At 32.1% G+C, this 19197-nt stretch carries 23 protein-coding genes; 19 read left to right on the top strand and 4 right to left on the bottom strand.

Annotated features, from left to right (window positions below):
- Nucleotides 1–2: 2 nt before the first annotated feature.
- The 17 genes from MUA37_RS11035 to MUA37_RS10955 all read left to right on the top strand — a co-directional run bounded on the left by MUA37_RS11035 (nucleotide 3) and on the right by MUA37_RS10955 (nucleotide 15156).
- The gene (locus tag MUA37_RS11035) at nucleotides 3–971 is read left to right on the top strand and encodes a sugar phosphate isomerase/epimerase family protein (RefSeq protein WP_021459199.1); all 969 of its coding nucleotides are present in this window, start codon (nucleotides 3–5) and stop codon (nucleotides 969–971) included.
- Nucleotides 972–1189: 218 nt separating this feature from the next.
- Nucleotides 1190–1522 carry a YuzB family protein gene (locus MUA37_RS11030; RefSeq protein WP_002510790.1) on the top strand — a complete coding sequence of 111 codons (333 nt, stop codon included), beginning with the start codon at nucleotides 1190–1192 and terminating at the stop codon, nucleotides 1520–1522.
- Between the two features lie 299 nt (nucleotides 1523–1821).
- A complete protein-coding gene (locus tag MUA37_RS11025; RefSeq protein WP_262624591.1) occupies nucleotides 1822–2754 on the top strand; it encodes an aldo/keto reductase in 933 nt (310 codons plus the stop codon).
- A 60-nt stretch (nucleotides 2755–2814) separates the two neighbouring features.
- On the top strand, nucleotides 2815–3354 hold the full coding sequence (locus MUA37_RS11020) for a flavodoxin family protein (protein ID WP_002510792.1): 540 nt from the start codon (nucleotides 2815–2817) through the stop codon (nucleotides 3352–3354).
- A gap of 241 nt (nucleotides 3355–3595) precedes the next feature.
- On the top strand, nucleotides 3596–4072 hold the full coding sequence (locus tag MUA37_RS11015; RefSeq protein WP_002510793.1) for a GNAT family N-acetyltransferase: 477 nt from the start codon (nucleotides 3596–3598) through the stop codon (nucleotides 4070–4072).
- Between the two features lie 33 nt (nucleotides 4073–4105).
- Nucleotides 4106–5404 carry an HD domain-containing protein gene (locus MUA37_RS11010; RefSeq protein ID WP_002510794.1) on the top strand — a complete coding sequence of 433 codons (1299 nt, stop codon included), beginning with the start codon at nucleotides 4106–4108 and terminating at the stop codon, nucleotides 5402–5404.
- 69 nt (nucleotides 5405–5473) lie between these two features.
- On the top strand, nucleotides 5474–5998 hold the full coding sequence (locus tag MUA37_RS11005) for a YwhD family protein (protein ID WP_204171643.1): 525 nt from the start codon (nucleotides 5474–5476) through the stop codon (nucleotides 5996–5998).
- A 224-nt stretch (nucleotides 5999–6222) separates the two neighbouring features.
- Entirely contained in the window at nucleotides 6223–6639 is a 417-nt protein-coding gene (locus tag MUA37_RS11000; RefSeq protein ID WP_021459197.1) for a YwiB family protein, read from the top strand.
- On the top strand, nucleotides 6636–8303 hold the full coding sequence (argS, locus tag MUA37_RS10995; protein ID WP_262624590.1) for an arginine--tRNA ligase: 1668 nt from the start codon (nucleotides 6636–6638) through the stop codon (nucleotides 8301–8303). The genes MUA37_RS11000 and argS overlap by 4 nt, the downstream gene beginning before the upstream one ends.
- A 108-nt stretch (nucleotides 8304–8411) precedes the next feature.
- A complete protein-coding gene (locus MUA37_RS10990) occupies nucleotides 8412–9047 on the top strand; it encodes an endonuclease III domain-containing protein (protein WP_002510798.1) in 636 nt (211 codons plus the stop codon).
- Between the two features lie 64 nt (nucleotides 9048–9111).
- Nucleotides 9112–9984 (top strand): ABC transporter substrate-binding protein, encoded by an 873-nt coding sequence (locus tag MUA37_RS10985; RefSeq protein WP_002510799.1) that lies wholly within the window; start codon nucleotides 9112–9114, stop codon nucleotides 9982–9984.
- 130 nt (nucleotides 9985–10114) lie between these two features.
- The gene (locus MUA37_RS10980; RefSeq protein ID WP_002510800.1) at nucleotides 10115–11065 is read left to right on the top strand and encodes a FecCD family ABC transporter permease; all 951 of its coding nucleotides are present in this window, start codon (nucleotides 10115–10117) and stop codon (nucleotides 11063–11065) included.
- Nucleotides 11066–11093: 28 nt separating this feature from the next.
- On the top strand, nucleotides 11094–11792 hold the full coding sequence (locus MUA37_RS10975) for an HAD family hydrolase (protein WP_002510801.1): 699 nt from the start codon (nucleotides 11094–11096) through the stop codon (nucleotides 11790–11792).
- A gap of 1 nt (nucleotide 11793) precedes the next feature.
- The gene (locus MUA37_RS10970; protein ID WP_002510802.1) at nucleotides 11794–12579 is read left to right on the top strand and encodes an alpha/beta fold hydrolase; all 786 of its coding nucleotides are present in this window, start codon (nucleotides 11794–11796) and stop codon (nucleotides 12577–12579) included.
- 138 nt (nucleotides 12580–12717) lie between these two features.
- The gene (locus MUA37_RS10965) at nucleotides 12718–13221 is read left to right on the top strand and encodes an SA0570 family protein (protein WP_002510803.1); all 504 of its coding nucleotides are present in this window, start codon (nucleotides 12718–12720) and stop codon (nucleotides 13219–13221) included.
- 175 nt (nucleotides 13222–13396) lie between these two features.
- Complete coding sequence (locus MUA37_RS10960; RefSeq protein ID WP_021459191.1) at nucleotides 13397–14107, top strand: hypothetical protein; 711 nt, start codon at nucleotides 13397–13399, stop codon at nucleotides 14105–14107.
- Nucleotides 14108–14361: 254 nt separating this feature from the next.
- Nucleotides 14362–15156: an alpha/beta fold hydrolase gene (locus MUA37_RS10955; protein ID WP_262624589.1), complete on the top strand. Its 795-nt coding sequence runs from the start codon at nucleotides 14362–14364 to the stop codon at nucleotides 15154–15156.
- Nucleotides 15157–15302: 146 nt separating this feature from the next.
- Here the strand turns inward: MUA37_RS10955 and sarA are convergent, their stop codons facing one another.
- Together sarA and MUA37_RS10945 are read right to left on the bottom strand one after the other, a co-directional pair.
- A complete protein-coding gene (sarA, locus tag MUA37_RS10950; protein WP_002510805.1) occupies nucleotides 15303–15677 on the bottom strand; it encodes a global transcriptional regulator SarA in 375 nt (124 codons plus the stop codon).
- Nucleotides 15678–16535: 858 nt separating this feature from the next.
- Complete coding sequence (locus tag MUA37_RS10945; protein WP_002508990.1) at nucleotides 16536–17465, bottom strand: DMT family transporter; 930 nt, start codon at nucleotides 17463–17465, stop codon at nucleotides 16536–16538.
- A 178-nt stretch (nucleotides 17466–17643) separates the two neighbouring features.
- Here MUA37_RS10945 and MUA37_RS10940 point away from each other — a divergent pair, with 178 nt between their 5' ends.
- A complete protein-coding gene (locus tag MUA37_RS10940) occupies nucleotides 17644–17877 on the top strand; it encodes a hypothetical protein (protein WP_002508989.1) in 234 nt (77 codons plus the stop codon).
- 153 nt (nucleotides 17878–18030) lie between these two features.
- Here the strand turns inward: MUA37_RS10940 and MUA37_RS10935 are convergent, their stop codons facing one another.
- Both MUA37_RS10935 and sroA read right to left on the bottom strand, forming a co-directional pair.
- Complete coding sequence (locus MUA37_RS10935) at nucleotides 18031–18264, bottom strand: DUF2922 domain-containing protein (protein ID WP_002508988.1); 234 nt, start codon at nucleotides 18262–18264, stop codon at nucleotides 18031–18033.
- Nucleotides 18265–18276: 12 nt separating this feature from the next.
- Nucleotides 18277–18483, bottom strand: a complete 207-nt coding sequence (gene sroA, locus MUA37_RS10930) for a sigS mRNA-stabilizing protein SroA (RefSeq protein ID WP_021459188.1) — start codon at nucleotides 18481–18483, stop codon at nucleotides 18277–18279.
- A gap of 148 nt (nucleotides 18484–18631) precedes the next feature.
- Between sroA and MUA37_RS10925 the strand changes: the two genes are divergently transcribed.
- Complete coding sequence (locus tag MUA37_RS10925; protein ID WP_142019829.1) at nucleotides 18632–19183, top strand: tyrosine-type recombinase/integrase; 552 nt, start codon at nucleotides 18632–18634, stop codon at nucleotides 19181–19183.
- Nucleotides 19184–19197 lie beyond the last annotated feature (14 nt).

Raw genomic sequence — 19197 nt, 5'->3', positions numbered from 1 at the left:
AGATGAAAATAGGTGTTTTTACAGTATTATTCCAAGATAAGTCATTTGAAGAAATGTTAGATTATGTTGCGGCTGCAGGTGTGACTGCAGTGGAAATCGGAACTGGAGGCAATCCAGGTAATCATTTTTGTGATGTTGATGCATTATTGGCAAGCGAAACGGAACGTGACAGTTTTTTAGCGGCCATCCATAACCGCGGATTAACTATTAGCGCTTTCAGTTGTCATGACAATGGTGTGTCTCCGAATCAAACAGAAGCAGACTTAGCCCATGAGACATTAGTGAAAACTATTAAATTAGCGTCATTGCTCAATGTCCCGGTAGTGAATACATTCTCTGGAGTTCCTGGCTCAGATGATGATGCAAAGCACCCTAATTGGCCAGTAACACCTTGGCCAACTGCATATAGTGATATATACACATGGCAATGGGAAGAGAAATTAATACCTTATTGGAAAGAAGTAGCAGAAATTGCGCAAGCACATGATGTAAAGATAGGTATTGAATTACATGCAGGTTTTTCAGTACATACACCTCATACATTACTCAAATTGCGCGAAGCTACTAATGAGTCTATAGGTGCCAATTTAGACCCGAGTCATTTATGGTGGCAAGGTATTGACCCAGTAGCAGCAATTAAAATTTTAGGTAGAGCAAATGCTATACATCATTTCCATGCTAAAGATACTTATATAGATCAAGATAATGTTAATATGTATGGTTTAACAGATATGCAACCGTATAGTGAAGTGGCAACTCGTGCTTGGACTTTTAGAACTGTAGGTTATGGTCATTCGCCACAAGTTTGGAGTGAGATGATTAGTGCGCTCCGTACTTATGGTTATGATTATGTAATTAGTATTGAACATGAAGATCCGATTATGTCGATAGAAGAAGGTTTTCAAAAAGCAGTTGCTAATTTAACTTCAGTAAACATTAATCAACCTGCTCCAGATTTATGGTGGACATAAAAGAGAATAATATATGATAAACGGCTGGAACATTATTTGTGTTTCAGTCGTTTTAGTTTTTCGTATTGAAAGACTTGAAATTATTATGAGAAAGCGTACAATAATTAAAGTTATGATAACTAAATGCTATCTATCAAGTTGTGTTACTTAAGCATCAATAATGCATCAAGTAACTGTGCGCATTTTATATTATTTAGAAAATGAAAGGTGGGGTGAATGTGCACAATAAGTTTTTAATTTGTGATGACTGCCAAGGCGTTGATTGTAAATCTTTAGAAAACAAGCTGTCAAAATTAGATCCGCAAGCTGAAATAGAAATTGGTTGTCAATCATATTGTGGTCCCGGACGGCGTAAAACATTTGCCTTTATCAATAATAGGCCACTGGCAGCTTTAACTGAAGAAGAATTAATGGAAAAAGTAACGAAGCATTTACAAAAACCACGTGATCCAGAAGAAGAAGAACGATTGAGAAAACGTAACGAAGAACGAAAGCGTCGTAAAGAAGAACAAGATCGTAAGCTTAAAGAAAAATTAGCAAAGAAAAAATAACATACATAGATCAGGCTATATGCACTTTGACCAAAGTGCATATAGTTTTTTTAATATATATATGAAATTATGGATTTTTATAAGAAAAAGTGTGTCAAACTATAGCATTAAATTTGTGAAATGTTATCATAATATTGTGAATATATTATAAAAGAATTTACAATATTAACTGTATGTAAATAATCTAACTATATAAAAGTAGTATGTATTAAAAAAATGTAAACTAATTAAACTATTAATATAAATGGTTACAATGTCTTAAAAAAGGTAATAGTAATCAAAAAAGGAGATAATAAGTTATGACTGAACAAGTAAGACTTGGAAAATCAGATGTCTATGTATTTCCTGTCGCACTAGGCACGAATGCAGTAGGTGGACATAATTTATATAATGATTTAGATGAAGAACAAGGTAAAGAAGTTGTGAGAACAGCGATTCGAAATGGTATTAATTTATTAGATACTGCGTATATCTATGGCCCTGAACGATCAGAAGAATTAGTTGGTGAGGCATTAAAAGAATTTCCAAGAGATGAATTTGTGATTGCTACCAAGGGTGCACATTATTTCGATGATAATGGCGATGTGCATTTTTCTAATGATCCTAAGTTTTTAAAACAACAAGTAGAGGATAGTCTTAAACGCTTGCAGTTAGATTATATTGACTTATACTACATTCATTTTCCAGATGATGACACAGCTAAAGACGAGGCCGTTGCAGCATTAAAAGAACTGAAAGATGAAGGCAAGATTAAAGCGATAGGCGTATCCAATTTTTCGTTAACACAATTGAAAGAGGCTAATAAAAATGGTGACGTTGATGTTGTGCAAATGGAATATAATTTATTAAATAGAGAGAATGAAAAAGTGCTTGAGTATACTGCAGCAAATCAAATTACTTTTATTCCATACTTCCCATTAGCTTCAGGCATACTTGCAGGTAAGTATAACAAAAATACAACTTTTGATGATTTACGTGCAGAAAATCCAGAGTTTCAAGGTGACAAATTTAAAGAAAACTTAGAAAAAGTCGATAAATTAAGAAGTATTGCAGACAATCATCGTGTTGATGTTGCACACATTGTATTAGCATTTTATTTAACTCGTCCATCACTTGATGTAGTCTTACCAGGTGCTAAACGTGCAGTCCAAGTTGTTGATAACTTAACAACAACAGAAGTTAAGTTAACAGATGATGAAATTGCAGAAATTGATCAAATATTTCCTATATAGAGTGATAGAGTAATAGCCCTAAAGCACTAAGCAAAAAGAATTGTATAGAAGGAGAAACTAATGATTACAGTATTATTTGGAGGGAGTCGTCCAAAAGGGAACACCGCGCAGTTGACGCAATTAGCATTAGAGGGACATGAATATAATTGGATAGATTTAACGACATATCAATTGAATCCTGTCAGAGATTTACGTCATGAAGACACTGAGATTAATCATTATGAAGATGATTATGCAACTATTATTGATCAAGTATTAGCGAGTGACACAGTGATATTTGCTTCACCTATTTATTGGTATAGTGTGTCTGCTTCTATGAAAAGCTTTATTGATCACTGGTCAGAAAGTTTGTTGGACCCGCGTTATGCAGATTTTAAACAACAAATGGCAACTAAAGACTTTAGACTTATTGTTGTTGGGGGTGACTGTCCTCAAGTAAAAGCAAAACCATGTATTGCGCAAATGAAATACAGTTTGGGCTTTTTAGGTGGTCAACTCAATGGTTATATTATCGGTACAGCGGAACGACCAGGTGATATCGAGAAGGACACATATGCCTTCAAAAGAGCACGTGAATGGCAACAAACATTAAAAGATTAAAGACAAATATGGTATATAAATATAATACAGGAATCGATTCAATCGCGATGATATATTGCTTAGAATCGGTTCTTTTCCTATTTAAATCGCTATAATACGTATAGTCGCAAATGCATTGGAATATGTGAAAGGTAGTTAAATAATAAAAGGTCACATGCGATATAGTTTACGTATGGTGACTGATGGAATTATGATATAATATAGCTACTAATTAGCCTATCAAACATAGGGGGACAGCAACATGTACAAAGTAAGAACGGCAACACCATATGATGTTATTGGCATTAGAAATGTAGCAACAAAAGCTTGGTATAACACATATCTGAATATTTATGCAGCTAAAACAGTTAATGAATTGTTAGCTGCTTCATATAATGAAGAGCATTTAAAAAAACGCTTGGAATCACAATTGTTTTTAGTCGTTGAATCTAACGATGAAATTATAGGTTTTGCGAATTTTATTTATGGGACAGAACTTTATTTATCAGCTCACTATGTGACACCAGTGTCACAACATCATGGGTATGGCACTGATTTGTTAGAACAAGGGATTGCCCAGTTTAAAGATCAATATGATGAAATATTTTTAGAAGTTGATAATAAAAATGATGAAGCGATGGCATTTTATAAACATAAAGGCTTTGAAGTAGTTCGGTCGTATGAGCATGTAATGTATGGTGAAACTATGGATTTAGCTTTAATGCGTAAAAAGCTGTAGACGTTTCAGCTATTAGTGAATAGGAGGACTATTTTGACACAATCAACATATGCGACGCAAAAATTACCTGAAGAAAAAGTATTTAAAGATCCGATACATCGCTATATACATGTTAAAGACCAAGTTATTTGGGATTTAATTAAAACTAAAGAATTTCAACGTTTAAGACGCATCAAGCAACTAGGCACATTATATTTATCTTTCCATACTGCAGAACATAGTCGTTTTGGTCATTCATTAGGTGTATATGAAATAGTGCGTCGACTTATTGACGAATCATTTTCAGGTCGTGAAGCATGGAATGATGATGATAGACCATTAGCGTTGTGTGCCGCATTATTACATGATTTAGGTCATGGTCCTTTCTCACATAGCTTTGAAAAAATATTTAATACTGACCACGAAGCTTTTACACAAGCTATTATTACTGGACCAACTGAAGTAAATGAAGTGTTGCAGCGTGTAGCACCGACATTTCCTGAAGAAGTGGCTAATGTGATAAACAAATCGCATAGTAATAAATTAGTCATCTCAATGATATCATCACAAATTGATGCTGATAGAATGGATTATTTGCAAAGAGATGCTTATTTTACTGGTGTATCGTACGGTCAATTTGATATGGAGCGTATTTTACGTTTAATGCGTCCTTCGAAGGAAGAAGTACTTATTAAAGAAAGTGGTATGCATGCAGTAGAAAATTTTATTATGAGTCGTTATCAAATGTATTGGCAAATATATTTTCATCCAGTAAGTCGTGGTGGAGAGGTATTATTGAATAATTGTTTAAAACGTGCAAAGCAACTCTACAACGAAGGATATCAATTTAAAATGTATCCAACTGATTTTGTACCGTTCTTCGAGGAAACGATGACGATAGAACAATATATAGACTTAGACGAAGTAGTCGTCTTGTACTATTTAAAAGCATGGGTACATGAAGCGGATACTATTTTAAGTGATTTAGCTCGACGATTTATTAATCGTGATTTATTTAAGCATATGCCGTTTGATGGTTCAATTATTACCATTACTGAGTTAACAGATTTATTTATTCAGGCAGATATAGACCCTAATTATTATTTCGTAAGTGAATCATTTAGTGATTTACCATATGACTATGATCGACCAGGTTCCAATCGCCAACCTATTCATCTATTGAGACGTAATGGTTCAATTAGAGAAATAAGTAACCAATCGTTAATTATTTCGAGTATTACCGGTATACAAAGAGAGGATTATAAATTATATTATCCGAAAGAATTACTCGTGAATGTAGAAGATGATCAAGTGCGTAATGCGATTATTAGTTTGCTGAACGAATTAAACTAAGTTATTGTGACAGTGAAATATATAATTTAATATGGAAGTTAGAAATGATTGAATGATTTAGAAGGAGGTGTGGTGCTAGTGTCTGAAAATAAAGGATTTAAGTTTAACATTATTAAAAACGATCCATTGGATGGACATAAAGGTACTAACATAGGTTCTATTAGTTTAGATAACATTGCACCAGTTTTTATAGATGTACAAAATCAAGAAGCTTTTATAGATATTGGTGGTATGCATGCACGTGCTAGTGTTGAAAAGGGTGTTAAGTGGATTAACGATAAAGAAACTGTTGAAGGTGAGGACGCTAAACCATACTGGTTATGTTGGGTAACTACGGAACGTGGTGAAAATGGACCTTATTATGCAGGCGTGACAGCATGTTACTTATTAGTTAATAAAAGCATCCGTCGAGGTTATAAAAGTATGCCAGAACATGTGAATATGATGGATAAATCAATGAAACGAGAAATTATTATTGATCATATAGGCGATACTAATAAAAACATTTTAAAAGCATTTTTAGAGCAACATAATGAGGAAATGTGGCACAATTCGACTGAGGAATTGCATAAAGCATTGTCAACAGAAGGATAGTTACGAGCAGCGAGGCTGGGACATTTAGTATGTTCCAGCCTTATTACTATGGTGATTAATACAATTAGTGAATATGAACTGTGCATGTTACTATCATATGTAAAATTTTATGCAAATTTGTACTTGCTACTGCTATAGGATAATGCTAATTTCTTACCTGTGATGTAAGGCATAATTATGCTATAATTATGTGTATTATTTTAAAGATTAGGGTGAAATGAACATTGGAAAACAATGTATTTATTCATACAAAGCAAGTTGTCAAACAACACGACGATAAACAAAAATTTTCATTTAAAACAGAAGGTACATGGCAAAAGCGACAAGCAGATTTTATTCGATATAAAGAAACGATAGAAGATGCTACTGTCAATGTAACTGTGAAAATTGAACAAGCTGGCGTGAAAATTATCCGTAAAGGTGATATAAATATGAACCTTCATTTTGTAGAAGGGGAAGATACAATTACATTGTATGAAATTAATGGTGGCCGTATTCCATTAACTGTTCATACACACTCTATTTTACATTTTGTAACTGATGATGGTGGTAAAGTTAAAGTACATTATGATTTGTTACAAGAAGACGAAAAAATGGGCACATATCAATATGAAATAAGTTATAAGGAGAAAAAGCAATGAACATAATCGATAAAGTGAAGCATACATTAGTAGCTGAAATTAAAGCCAGTATTGTAAAAGCTGAACTAACTGAAGCAGCAAATATTCCTGAAATTAAAATAGAAATCCCTAAAGACACAGCACATGGTGATTATTCGTCAAATATCGCAATGGTTTTAACAAAAATAGCTAAACGAAATCCACGTGATATCGCACAAGCAATCGTCGACAATTTAGATGCGACGAAAGCCAATGTTAAAGAAGTAGCGATTGCTGGTCCAGGTTTTATCAATTTTTATTTAGATAATTCTTATTTGACAGCTGTAATTGCAGAGGCATTGAATAAAGGCGATAAATTTGGAAGTGCTGAATCGCATGATAAAGGCAAAATAATTGTAGAGTATGTTTCTGCTAATCCTACAGGAGATTTACATATCGGACATGCAAGAAATGCTGCTGTAGGCGATACGCTGTCTAACATTTTAGCGGCTGCAGGTTATGATGTAACAAGAGAATATTATATCAATGATGCTGGGAATCAAATTACGAATTTAGCGCGTTCTATTGAAGCACGTTATTTTGAAGCATTAGGAGATACTACGCATACTATGCCAGATGACGGATATCATGGTAAAGATATTATTAATATTGGGCGTACTTTAGCTGAAAAACAACCTGAATTACGCTCATTATCAGATGAAGAACGTGTTAAAACGTTCAGAAAACTTGGTGTAGATTATGAAATGGAAAAATTACGTACTGATTTAGCTGATTTTAATACGCATTTTGATAGTTGGTTTAGTGAAACAACGCTATATGAACAAGGCGAAATTACAGAAGTATTAAATAAAATGAATGAGCTAGGCTACACTTACGAACAAGATGGTGCGACATGGTTAAGAACAACTGATTTTAAAGATGACAAAGATCGTGTACTTATTAAGAAAGATGGAAATTACACATACTTTTTACCAGATATTGCATATCACTTTGATAAAGTTCAACGTGGTAACGATACTTTGATTAATCTTTTTGGTGCAGACCATCATGGTTATATCAATCGTTTAAAAGCTTCACTAGAAACATTTGGTGTTGATAGCGACCGTTTAGAAATTCAAATTATGCAAATGGTACGTTTAATGCAAGATGGCGAAGAAGTGAAAATGAGTAAACGTACTGGTAATGCTATTACGTTACGTGAAATTATGGACGAAGTAGGTGTAGATGCGGCACGTTATTTCTTAACGATGAGAAGTCCAGATACACACTTTGATTTTGATATGGAGTTAGCTAAACAAGAATCTCAAGATAATCCAGTGTACTATGCACAATATGCTCATGCTCGTATTTGTTCTATTTTAAAACAAGCGCAAGAAAGAGGTATCACACCAACGACATATGCAGATTTTAATTTAATTACGAATGACAAGGCAATAGAATTATTGAAAAAAGTAGCGGAATTTGAACCGACAATTGAAAGTGCGGCGGCACATAGAGCCCCTCATCGCATTACCAACTATATCCAAGATTTAGCAGCACATTTCCATAAATTTTATAATGCTGAAAAAGTGTTAACGGACGATGTTGCTAAAACAACTGCTTTAGTTGCTTTAATAGAAGCGGTAAGAATTACACTACACAATGCATTACATTTAGTAGGTGTCAACGCACCAGAATCAATGTAAGTAATAATTTTTGAAAGAGTCAGTGCATAAACAAAGTGGTGCGAGCGAGTACTATAATGTTAATCAAGCACTGACTCTTATTCAGTCTGATAACTAGTAGGTGGAGACATGTTAGACACAAAAACATTGTATCAAACGTTATATGCACATATGGGTCCACAGGGCTGGTGGCCAGCACAGAGCTCAATTGAAATAATCATAGGTGCTATTTTGGTCCAAAATACCAATTGGAATAATGCCGCGCGTGCGATTGAACAATTGAAAGATGCTACCGACTTACAACCTAAAACCTTGCTTCGACTCACAGATGAGCAATTACAAACATTAATCAGACCGAGTGGCTTTTATAAAAATAAAGCACGAACTCTGCAAACAGTCTTGTCATGGTTTGAGATTTTTAACTTTGATTATCAAGCAATCAAATCACATTATCAACAAGATTTAAGAGCCGTATTACTTGGACATAAAGGGATTGGTGAAGAAACGGCAGATGTGTTATTAGTTTATGTCTTTGGAGAGGTGCAATTTATTCCTGATAGCTATACTCGACGTATTTATTACAAATTAGGCTATCCCAATACGACAAATTATCGTAAGTTTAAACAGCATATTGTATTGCCGTCAGATTTTGAAGTACAAGATGCGAACGAATTTCATGCACTTTTAGATAATTTTGGAAAAGTTTATTTTAATAGTAAGCAACCACATAGATATACATTTTTAGATGAATATTTTATACGTTAAATGACAATTCAATATAACAATTGCAGATTGAATTAAAGTTGAAATAAATTAGGAGAACTAAGTCATGAAAAAATACCAATTATTTGTGGCACTATTTGTAGCTATCATAGTATTAGCTGGATGTGGTCAAAATGAACAACAAAATAGTAAAAATAATGACAAGCAGTCTTATGACCGTATCATTTCACTTATGCCAAGTAATACTGAAATTTTATATGAGTTAGGTTTAGGTAAACAAATTATAGGTGTGTCTACAGTAGATGATTTCCCTAAAGACGTAAAAAACAAGCAACAGTTTGATGCTATGAAGTTAAATAAAGAAGCATTAATGAAAGCTAAACCAGATTTAATTTTAGCGCACGAAAGTCAAAAAGGCATGAATGGTAAAGTACTTAGCAGCTTAAAACAAAATGATATAAAAGTTGTTTATGTAAAAGATGCCCAATCAATATCTGAGATGTACGATACTTTTGAAAGTATTGGCAAGTTAACAAACAAAGAGCAAGCGGCTAAGAAATTAATAGACGAAACCAAAGGAAATATAAAAAAAGTTGTCGAATCGGTGCCAGACACTAAACAACAACCTAATGTTTTTATGGAAGTATCTTCTGAACCAGAAATTTTTACAGCTGGCAAAAATACATTTTTTAATGATATGCTGACACAGTTGCATGCCAAAAATAGCTTTGCTTCGAAAGAGGGATGGCAAAAGGTAAGTAAAGAAGAAGTCATTAAACAAAATCCTGATGTCATGATAGGTACGATGGGCATTAGCAAGGAAAAATACCAAGAAAGTGTTAAGCAACGCGGTGGCTTTAACCACATTCAGGCCGTTCAATATGATCAAGTAACGACAGTGAATGGTGATGAAATATCAAGACCAGGACCTCGTATTGATGAAGGTTTGAAGGCACTAAGAGATGCGATATATAACTAAATAAAAATCCTTATCGCTAATTTTGACGATATGGATTTTTTGCATAGAAGTGAATTTATTGTAGTTAGTTTTGTGTGATGATGATATGGTAAAATAAAGAACAAATTTGAGGCGAAAGCGTGGCAAGAAAATGATGCGTAATGGGGCGATATATGTATGGCTCGGCACTCTATTATGTGCCGTGTTAGTCAATCTAAGTTGGGGCATGTGGGGCTTGACGCCTGCGATGCAACATGCAATTTTTGTTGAAGTGCGCTTGCCTAGAGTTTTAGAGGCGCTTTTTGCCGGTATTGGGTTAACAGTTGCAGGACAAATGTTTCAAACTATATTAAATAATCCATTAGCTGACAGTTATACGTTAGGCTTGGCCAGTGGTGCTACTTTTGGTTCAGGATTAGCAGTTGTACTCGGTGCAGGTTTTATTATGCTCCCTCTGTTTTCTATATTATTTAGTTTGATCACATTACTTTTAGTCATTGTGATAACTACAATGATGTCTAAAGGCTACCCTATGAAATCACTTATTTTATCAGGTATTATGATTGGCGCGTTATTTAATGCTTTATTATATATGATGATTTTATTTAATCAAGATAAAATGAATAATATTGTTAATTATATGTTTGGGGGCTTTTCAGCAGCAGAATATAGAGAGGTAATATATATTGCTATAATCTTAATTTGTTGTATTGTGGTGTTATATAGTATGATGCCTAAAATTAAATTATTGCGACTTGGCGACTTACATGCGCAAGGGCTAGGATTGAACGCTCAGCAATTAACGTATGGTGTGCTGTTATTAGCATCAATTATGACAGCGATTATTATTGCCTTTGTAGGAATTATTGGTTTTATTGGTATGGTCATACCACAACTTATTCGTCGTTATTATTTTAAGTATACATTAAGTAAACAACTGACTTTAAACATGTTAATTGGTGGTACTACTATGTTAATCGCAGATGGTGTTGGAGGGATAATTTTACAAACATATCAAATCCCAGCGAGTATCATTATAGCCATTATCGGCATTCCTGTGTTATTTTATTTAATGATAACTCAACCTAAAACATTAAATTAAGTATAAAAAATAGAGAAGAAGGTAGCGTATGGATTTATCAAATATTAAAGCAGTTGTATTTGATTTAGAAGGTACTTTATTAGATAGAAAAAAATCACGAGAAAAATTTATAGAAGAACAATATGAGCGATTTCATGATTATTTAGTCAATATACAGGCAATAGATTTCAAAAATAAATTTATAGCATTAGATGATGACGAAGATCATGATAAACCGGAGTTATACAAAGCGATTATTAAAGATTTTCATGTAGATAGACTGACGTGGAAAGATTTATTTCATGATTTTGAAATGCATTTTTATCGCTATGTATTTCCGTATTACGATACTTTATACACGTTAGAACGACTTAACCAGTATAATTATATTACTGGTGTCATTGCTAACGGTAAATCAAAGATCAAGCAATACCGCCTACACGCCCTTGGAATAGAACACGTCATCAATTATATGTCGACGTCACAAACTGTTGGCGTGCGTAAACCACATCCCAAAATTTTTGAAGATATTTTAGAAAAGTTAGATACTAAACCAGAAGAGACTATGTATGTAGGAGACGATCCATTGAACGACGTCGCACCTGCAAGAGCAATGGGAATGATAAGTGTTTGGTTTAAAGATGAAGATGCAGAGATTGAACCATTACCAGAAGAAGTAGACTTTACGATTACAACATTAGAAGAATTGTTAACAATTTTACCGATGAAGCAGAAAGGACAAAACTGATATGAATTTATTTACTACACAAGACGGCGTTGCACTTAATTACGATACGAGTGGAGAAGGGCATGCTATTGTGATGATTCACACGGCATTAGAAAATTTTACAGTTTTTAAAGAACTGGAAAAACAACTGAGTAGGGACTATCAAATTGTACTTATAGATTTGCGAGGTCATGGGTACTCTGATAAACCTAAACATATTAGCTTTTCGGACTATGGTAGCGACATCAAACAATTATTAGATGCGTTATACATCAAAAGTTGTGCACTTATTGGACATGAAATGGGTGCCTCTGTGAGTGCTGAATTAGCATCAAAATATCCTGAATTAGTGACGTCTGTAACTATGGTGAATCCTACGATGTTAGAAGATAAATCGCCAAGTGAGCGTTTGTATCAAAAATATGCTGAAACAATTCGTAATTGGGATGAAGAAAAACAGCACAAATTTTTAGCGAATCAATTATATTACGATAAGAAAAAAGCACAAAAGGTGTTAAAACAAATGGAAAATACACTGGCTTTTACTACAACAGCGGAACGTCAGTCAGTTGAGGCTTCTTTTAATTTTAATAATATTAGAAACTTTTTAGCTCAAGTTCAAGTACCTGTCCAAATTATAGTTGGACAACATGGTGAACGGACTACAGTAGTTGAAGCTAAAGAAGTAGCAGATTATATTACGAACAGTGAATTTGAAGTTTTCCAACACTCAGGTTTATATCCTTTTATTGAAGAAAAAGAAGCATTTTTAAAAACAGTCAAACCTTTTATCAATCGTTTTGTGTAGAGATATTATAGTATTACACTTATATATATCTTTTATTAGTAATAATTGAAATCATTTTGTAATATCTCTGTTATTTTCGTAACATGTATATTATAATGTGGTTAAGCACAAAATAGGTTGAAAAAGGAGAGAGTGCTGATGAAAAAGTTATTTGCTGCTTTATTAGTTTCAGGTCTTACATTATCAGGTTTTAGTGCTACAAATGTTGAGGCAGCTTCAGGTAACTCTATTCAAAGTGTTGAACAATTAGAGCAAGGTGATCAGGAACTCGAAGGTGCAGAATTAGGAGCATCTATCGAAACTGTATTAGAAAATAATAAAAAACCACTATATTCATACAGTCCTGATGGTGATGAACATTATTATGAATTTAAAAAAGATAATGGTGTATTAATTGTCACTGCAGACGGTAAAAAAGGTAAAGGTAAAATTTTACGTGCGTCAATGGTTTATAATGAACCCAATGGACCATCTTTTAATGAAGTGAAAAAAGAAGTAAGTAATAAGGCTTCTGCTCGTGAACATTACAATGATGTTACAGGTAACATAGGTTATATCCAAGACGACAATTTATCATATCAATTTACTACTACATCACCAGATGATAAAGATATTAAATTATATCGTATTGACTTAAGCTAATCGTCAATGTCATACTTAGTGAAAAATAAACCGACAAGTCTATACTTGTCGGTTGTTTTATTGATACAATGTTATTAATACGTCACTGGACACCATATAGCTGAGTTAATATGATAATTGGCATAAAGGTATGTTTAATAAGCATTGTAATAGTAGAAGAGAAAAGGAGACTATAATGAGAGTCAATGACAAAGTATTAGTAGAAAATATTAATGATTATTTTACTCATAAAGGACTTTCTCCTAATTTAATCGATGACATAAAAGAAAAGTTAAAAAAAGATTTTAGAAAATCTGAAGAACAAAATCAAGATTATATTGAGTATAGAGGAAAATCACCAGCTGAAATTATATTGACGATTCAACGTAATTTATTTACTTTACAGTTAAATCCTATTGTATTTTTTATTTTAAATTTTATCGTAATTTCTTATTTATATGATAAACAATATGTACCGTTCCAAGCAGCTTCAGGACTATCTATTTTTTATTGTTTGGTTATTTTACCTATTTCAATTGTGATTTATATTAGGATAAGTCATAAAAACTATTTGTATAGTAATAAATTAGAAATGTATATCGGTCTCGCCATTGCAGCAGTATCATTAGTATTAGTTGTTATCCATGCATTTAATGTTAATTTTAGTATCGTTGCGGTATCAATTTATGCACATCAATTTATTTTCTTTGTAGGTATCATTTTTAGTATTACCGGAATTTATTTCAAACGTTTAGAGTTTACAGGTATAGGTTTGCTGTTATGTCAAAAAACAGTAGATGCTATGATTACGAACCCTGGTATTGCGCAAATTGTATCTATCATTATTTGGATTTTATTACTAATTGTAATTATTTATTACACTATTCGTATTTCTTCCAGAAATTAACATTATAAAATGTACGTTGAAAACAGCAACAAAACATCACGTTTATCGTGGAACTTACAATTAATTTATAGCTCGATTTCAAAGTGAAGTAGCAATCAGATGGAGATGATTGTTGCTTCACTTTTCTTATTATATAAAAAAATCAAGAAAACAATTTGTTCTCAATATGATATTTTTATGAAATTAATAGGGTCCATAATGGAATAACATTTTACATAGTGGGTATATGTTACTTGTAAGGGGAGGTGACCCAAATGAATAAAATATTAGTTAATGATGACAATGAGATAGCTTACACAATTGAGGGTCAAGGAATTCCTGTAATTTTAATCCATGCCTTAGATGGGAATATGGCAGCATTTTGTAATCTAAAAAATGAATTGAAACACAATTATAAAGTAATCACATATGATGTAGTTGGTCATGGATACTCATCAAAACCAACAACTTTTACATTAGATGATCATATTGAAGATTTAAAAATCTTAAAGGAACGATTAAATTTATTTGATGCCCATGTGATTGGTCATGACATGGGCGCGATTATTGCTAAAGGTTTTGAAGATCGCTATCAAAATTGTGTCCGCACGTTAACGTTAATTTCATTTGACTATACAAATGGTATTCATGGTCTCAATAAGTTAATGTTTGAACACGAAGAAGAAATAATTGGTTTTGATAAGGAAGAAGCTTTGATTATTTTATTCCCGTATATGTACACTGCCCGTGAGAGCGCCAAAAAGTGGGTACAGAAGCAAAGAATTTATGCACGACAAAAACCTGAATGCAGCGCAACTGCTACACGAGCAATGATGACTTTTCCAACTTTAGATAATGAAGAAATTATGGGAGAGACAACAGTACCCACCTTGATTATTAACGGGAAAAATGATCCGCTCATTAATCATGACTATACGGAAAATTTCGCATCTAATAATCTTAATATCACTGTAAAATTATTCGCTGAATCTGGACATGCTCCACATATTGAGGAACCATTACATTTTTTAACAGCCTTCAATTTGTTTGTGGAATCAGTGAAAGTGTGAGTATGTAGATATTAAGGGGAGTAAATTACACATGGAAATGAATAAGCACAAGTCAACGTTTAAACTGTATTATTAAATACATTAAAAAGAATCTGCAGCACCTTTGGTGTTGCAGATTCTTTTTATGAATATAAAATTAAAATGATTTAGACTTCTTTATTGTCATTAGCTTCTTTAATACGTTTATTAACACGTTCTAATAACTCATTAATTTTATCACGTTGTTTTTTGTTAACTAAAATTAATACAGTTCTTTCATCGTGTTCATTACGTTTTTTATCGAAGTAATCTTCTTGTGATAAATTTTTAACTGCTTTTACCACTTGCGGTTGTTTGTAATTTAAATGATTAATTATATCTTTTAAATAGTACTCTTCACTTTCATGCTCACTGATGTAAGTAAGTACTGCGAATTCTTCAAAGCTCACTGAGAATTCTTTTTTAATAATACCTTTTAATTTGTCTGCATATGTCACCATAGCCAATAACTCGAAACAATCATTTATTTTTGTGATCGCCATCTTTTATATTCCTCCCTGTTTTGCCAGCCCAATCATGATACAAATTAAATTTTATAATTTGTATAACTTTTATCTAAAACGAAAGTTAAACCTACTTTATTATGATAATTTTAGTCTAAATTTATTTGTGTAAAATATATTAAAACCATAATTATTTAGTTTATTATAACTAAATAAAAATAGAAAGTAAACTAAAAACTGTTTAAGAGTGGGCGTAATGATTTATTTTATTAATTCAATTAGTTTATAAGCAAAAATTTAAATATATTTTATTGCTCTAAACTAATTTTTCCCATTACAGTATAATTTAAAACTTAAATTGGCCGATTGGCGAATTTTTTAAATACTTTGTAATATTACTAAGTATTTAATGCATATTTCATTAATTAATGGTTAACATTAATACAAATGCATCGTAGTCTATTTTACCCGTTTTAAATATATTAAAGACATTTTTTAGCATAATTTGCTTTTAAATTTATCAAAATTAATTTGACTATAAACTAATTTAGAGTCGTTGTATTTTAAAAAAATTAATTCTAAAACAAGGTGTTTCACTTTTCTATAATTACAAGTTGATCATTGAAAATGAAAACAATTCAAACACCAACAATAGTTAATTAAAATTTATTGTTAAATTGATTATTTGATACTACCAAAGTTATATTACGCTCAATGAGTAATAAATTCAACTTTATTTTAATTACAAATGTTTTACAATGTTGTGTAAATTAAATGAGTAATTGAAATATTATTAATATATAGTAGATATTTTAACGTTTTAAGTTCAAAAAATGATAATTATTAACTGTAACTAAATCTCTGTCACTATATGTAATTATAAATTGTAACTGCTGATTAGAAAAATCGTAATAAGATAATACCAAGCATCAATGCTATAATACCGATAATTTTTCGTAATGTTACTTTATTAGTAGGTGTTCCAAACAAACCAAAATGATCGATAATAATGCCCATAATCATCTGGCCTAACATAACTACTATGGTAGTAACAGCAGCGCCAAGATGTGGCATCAATATAATGTTTGTCGTAACAAATACGACACCAAGAATACCACCAATAAAATAAAGCGGTTTAAGTTTGCCTTGTGTCGGGTTATAAGTTGTTATTTTTAATGATTTATTAAATATCAAAGTGAAGATAAATAATAAAATTGTGCCGATAGTAAAGGAAACAAAGGCTGCCATTACTGGAGAATGTAATTGTTGTCCTAAACTACTATTAATTGTAGTTTGTATCGGAGGGCCAAAACCAAAGATAAAGCCAATAATTAGCCAAAGATAAAAAGAAACGGGTGTTACACGGCGTTCTTGTGTTTTACGAGTATAATTCATTAACAATATCCCTATAAATAATATGATAATGCCTAATGATTTCACTACAGTAAAAGGTTCGTGATTTGCGCCAAACCAACCAAAAGTATCAATAAGTACTCCCATAATAATTTGACCTGCAATAGTCATTACTACCGTTAAAGATGCACCTAATCTAGGTAAGAGGAGTAAGTTTCCTGTTAAAAAAATAACACCTATTATACCACCGACAAACCAAACATAGCTTAAGCTTTGGTTTGCATAGAAATCAGCTGTAAAGACATGAGGATTAACGATAATATTGATAAGAATTAAAAATAACATTCCCGTAGCGAATGAAATCGTCGAAGCATAAAATGATGAACGGGTATACATGCTCAATCGTGAGTTGATGGAAGTTTGAAAAGGTACTACCATACCAGCAACTAACCCTAAAATAAATAATAAAAACAAAATAATCACGCTTTCTCTAAAATTTTGATATTGATAATGTCAGTTTATTCTTTTGTTATATGATATGATGAGTATATACGATATAAATGTAAAATTCATGATATTGATACATGAGTTATAGCAGATATGTTTGTAAAAGTGAATGATTTTAGAATTTAAAAGTGAGTGACTAACTAAATTGAAGCAACTTTCTATCATTCGTCTGTTAGACGAAGAAACTTTTTTTATTGGTGCTGGGAGCAATCAACAACTAAGACCACAACAATTTATTGAAGTATTGAACCCTAAAAGATCATACAAAAATTTAGCACGCGTTGAAGAAGTGTATGAACAATATGCATTATGTAAAAAATTAGGCAAGAAAAAAATATTTTTTGGTGATACAGTCAGAATTCGTCCGTTAAATAATTAACTAGATGTCAAATATACATTAAAATGTCACAGTGACATCGCCCCTAAAGCACTTAAGCTGAGGGGGCGATTTTTATTTTTTAGACAGTTAGCAACTATGTGTATATATAGTGCTAATTAGATAGTCATATAATGTAAAGTTACTAGAAAATGGTTAGTGTTTAGCGTCTAACGTTTCAAAAATTGTAGTAATTGTTTTGTCTATCAAATAGGCAGCATGTACTTTCACAGGTTGGCTTTTCGAAATTCTCAAAATATCCAAATCAACTATTTTTTCCATGTTTTCTTTGACTTGTACTTCTGTTAGTTTACGTTCCACTTTAGGAATTTGTAGTTTTAACGTTTTATTAAGTACATCTGTAAATACTAATTCTAATGTTTTTGACATTATGGTGCCTCCTTAATGAACGATTTCGCTTTTGTTTAATTCTATAGTAGTAAACTGTTCTCCAAGCATATTTTCAAGCGCAACTTTAAAGGCTTTGATTTGTTCTGTAGTTGCCTGTGGATTTATATTGGCAAAACGACGAGAGAAATTTTTCACTTTCCCATCAGGTCCAGCAAAGCTACGAGAAAATGTTACTGTTAATTGATTAATTCCATTCATTGCTTAACACCTCCTTCTATTAAAAATATCGAAGTGATAAAAGCAAATGGCTATAAAAATTTTAAGAAATTTGTGTAAAATGCTTTTATGTTACTTATTTATCATTTATTATTGAATAAGAAACATTTTAAAGTTAAGAGGTGTGAAGATGAACCAGGTGGACCCAATTAGAGATATTGGAGATATAAAATTGATGTATAAAGTGTTGCAACGAAAGTCATATAGAGATTATTTATTATTTAAATTCGCAATACACACAGGCATTAGATTATCTGAATTATTAAATTTAACCGTGTGTGACGTGATGGATAAAAATAAAACTATTAAATCATTTTGGGTAGAATCACATGCATCAAATATTAATATTATGATTCCAGAAGAACTACAACGCGAATTACGACAATACATCACTATGGAACAGTTAAATACGGGTGATTTGTTATTTCAATCCAATAGAACTCAAAAAGGTTTATCTAGACAACAAGCGTATCGCATTATCCATGCTGCTGCAGAAGAGTTGGGGATGTTACATATAGGATTAACAACTTTGCGTAAGACGTTTGCTTATCACGCCTATCAGTCTGGAATCTCTATTTCTATTATTCAAAAATATTTAGGGCATCAGACCACTTATGAAACGATGAAATTCATAGGTATTTCAAGGAATGCAAGTAAGACGACAATCGCGTTAAATTTATAAATGTAAAGGAGGAA

Source organism: Staphylococcus arlettae (assembly GCF_025560845.1).
GTDB classification, from domain to species: Bacteria; Bacillota; Bacilli; order Staphylococcales; family Staphylococcaceae; genus Staphylococcus; species Staphylococcus arlettae.
The sequence above is the reverse complement of the archived record's forward strand: the minus strand, read 5'-3'. Positions and strand labels throughout refer to the sequence as shown.

Coding starts and splice junctions, on each gene's coding strand:
- MUA37_RS11035 (WP_021459199.1), top strand. CDS start 3: ATGAAAATAGGTGTTTTTACAGTATTATTCCAAGATAAGTCATTTGAA.
- MUA37_RS11025 (WP_262624591.1), top strand. CDS start 1,822: ATGACTGAACAAGTAAGACTTGGAAAATCAGATGTCTATGTATTTCCT.
- MUA37_RS11020 (WP_002510792.1), top strand. CDS start 2,815: ATGATTACAGTATTATTTGGAGGGAGTCGTCCAAAAGGGAACACCGCG.
- MUA37_RS11015 (WP_002510793.1), top strand. CDS start 3,596: ATGTACAAAGTAAGAACGGCAACACCATATGATGTTATTGGCATTAGA.
- argS (WP_262624590.1), top strand. CDS start 6,636: ATGAACATAATCGATAAAGTGAAGCATACATTAGTAGCTGAAATTAAA.
- MUA37_RS10990 (WP_002510798.1), top strand. CDS start 8,412: ATGTTAGACACAAAAACATTGTATCAAACGTTATATGCACATATGGGT.
- MUA37_RS10985 (WP_002510799.1), top strand. CDS start 9,112: ATGAAAAAATACCAATTATTTGTGGCACTATTTGTAGCTATCATAGTA.
- MUA37_RS10980 (WP_002510800.1), top strand. CDS start 10,115: ATGATGCGTAATGGGGCGATATATGTATGGCTCGGCACTCTATTATGT.
- MUA37_RS10975 (WP_002510801.1), top strand. CDS start 11,094: ATGGATTTATCAAATATTAAAGCAGTTGTATTTGATTTAGAAGGTACT.
- MUA37_RS10970 (WP_002510802.1), top strand. CDS start 11,794: ATGAATTTATTTACTACACAAGACGGCGTTGCACTTAATTACGATACG.
- MUA37_RS10965 (WP_002510803.1), top strand. CDS start 12,718: ATGAAAAAGTTATTTGCTGCTTTATTAGTTTCAGGTCTTACATTATCA.
- MUA37_RS10960 (WP_021459191.1), top strand. CDS start 13,397: ATGAGAGTCAATGACAAAGTATTAGTAGAAAATATTAATGATTATTTT.
- MUA37_RS10955 (WP_262624589.1), top strand. CDS start 14,362: ATGAATAAAATATTAGTTAATGATGACAATGAGATAGCTTACACAATT.
- sarA (WP_002510805.1), bottom strand. CDS start 15,677: ATGGCGATCACAAAAATAAATGATTGTTTCGAGTTATTGGCTATGGTG.
- MUA37_RS10935 (WP_002508988.1), bottom strand. CDS start 18,264: ATGTCAAAAACATTAGAATTAGTATTTACAGATGTACTTAATAAAACG.
- sroA (WP_021459188.1), bottom strand. CDS start 18,483: ATGAATGGAATTAATCAATTAACAGTAACATTTTCTCGTAGCTTTGCT.
- MUA37_RS10925 (WP_142019829.1), top strand. CDS start 18,632: ATGAACCAGGTGGACCCAATTAGAGATATTGGAGATATAAAATTGATG.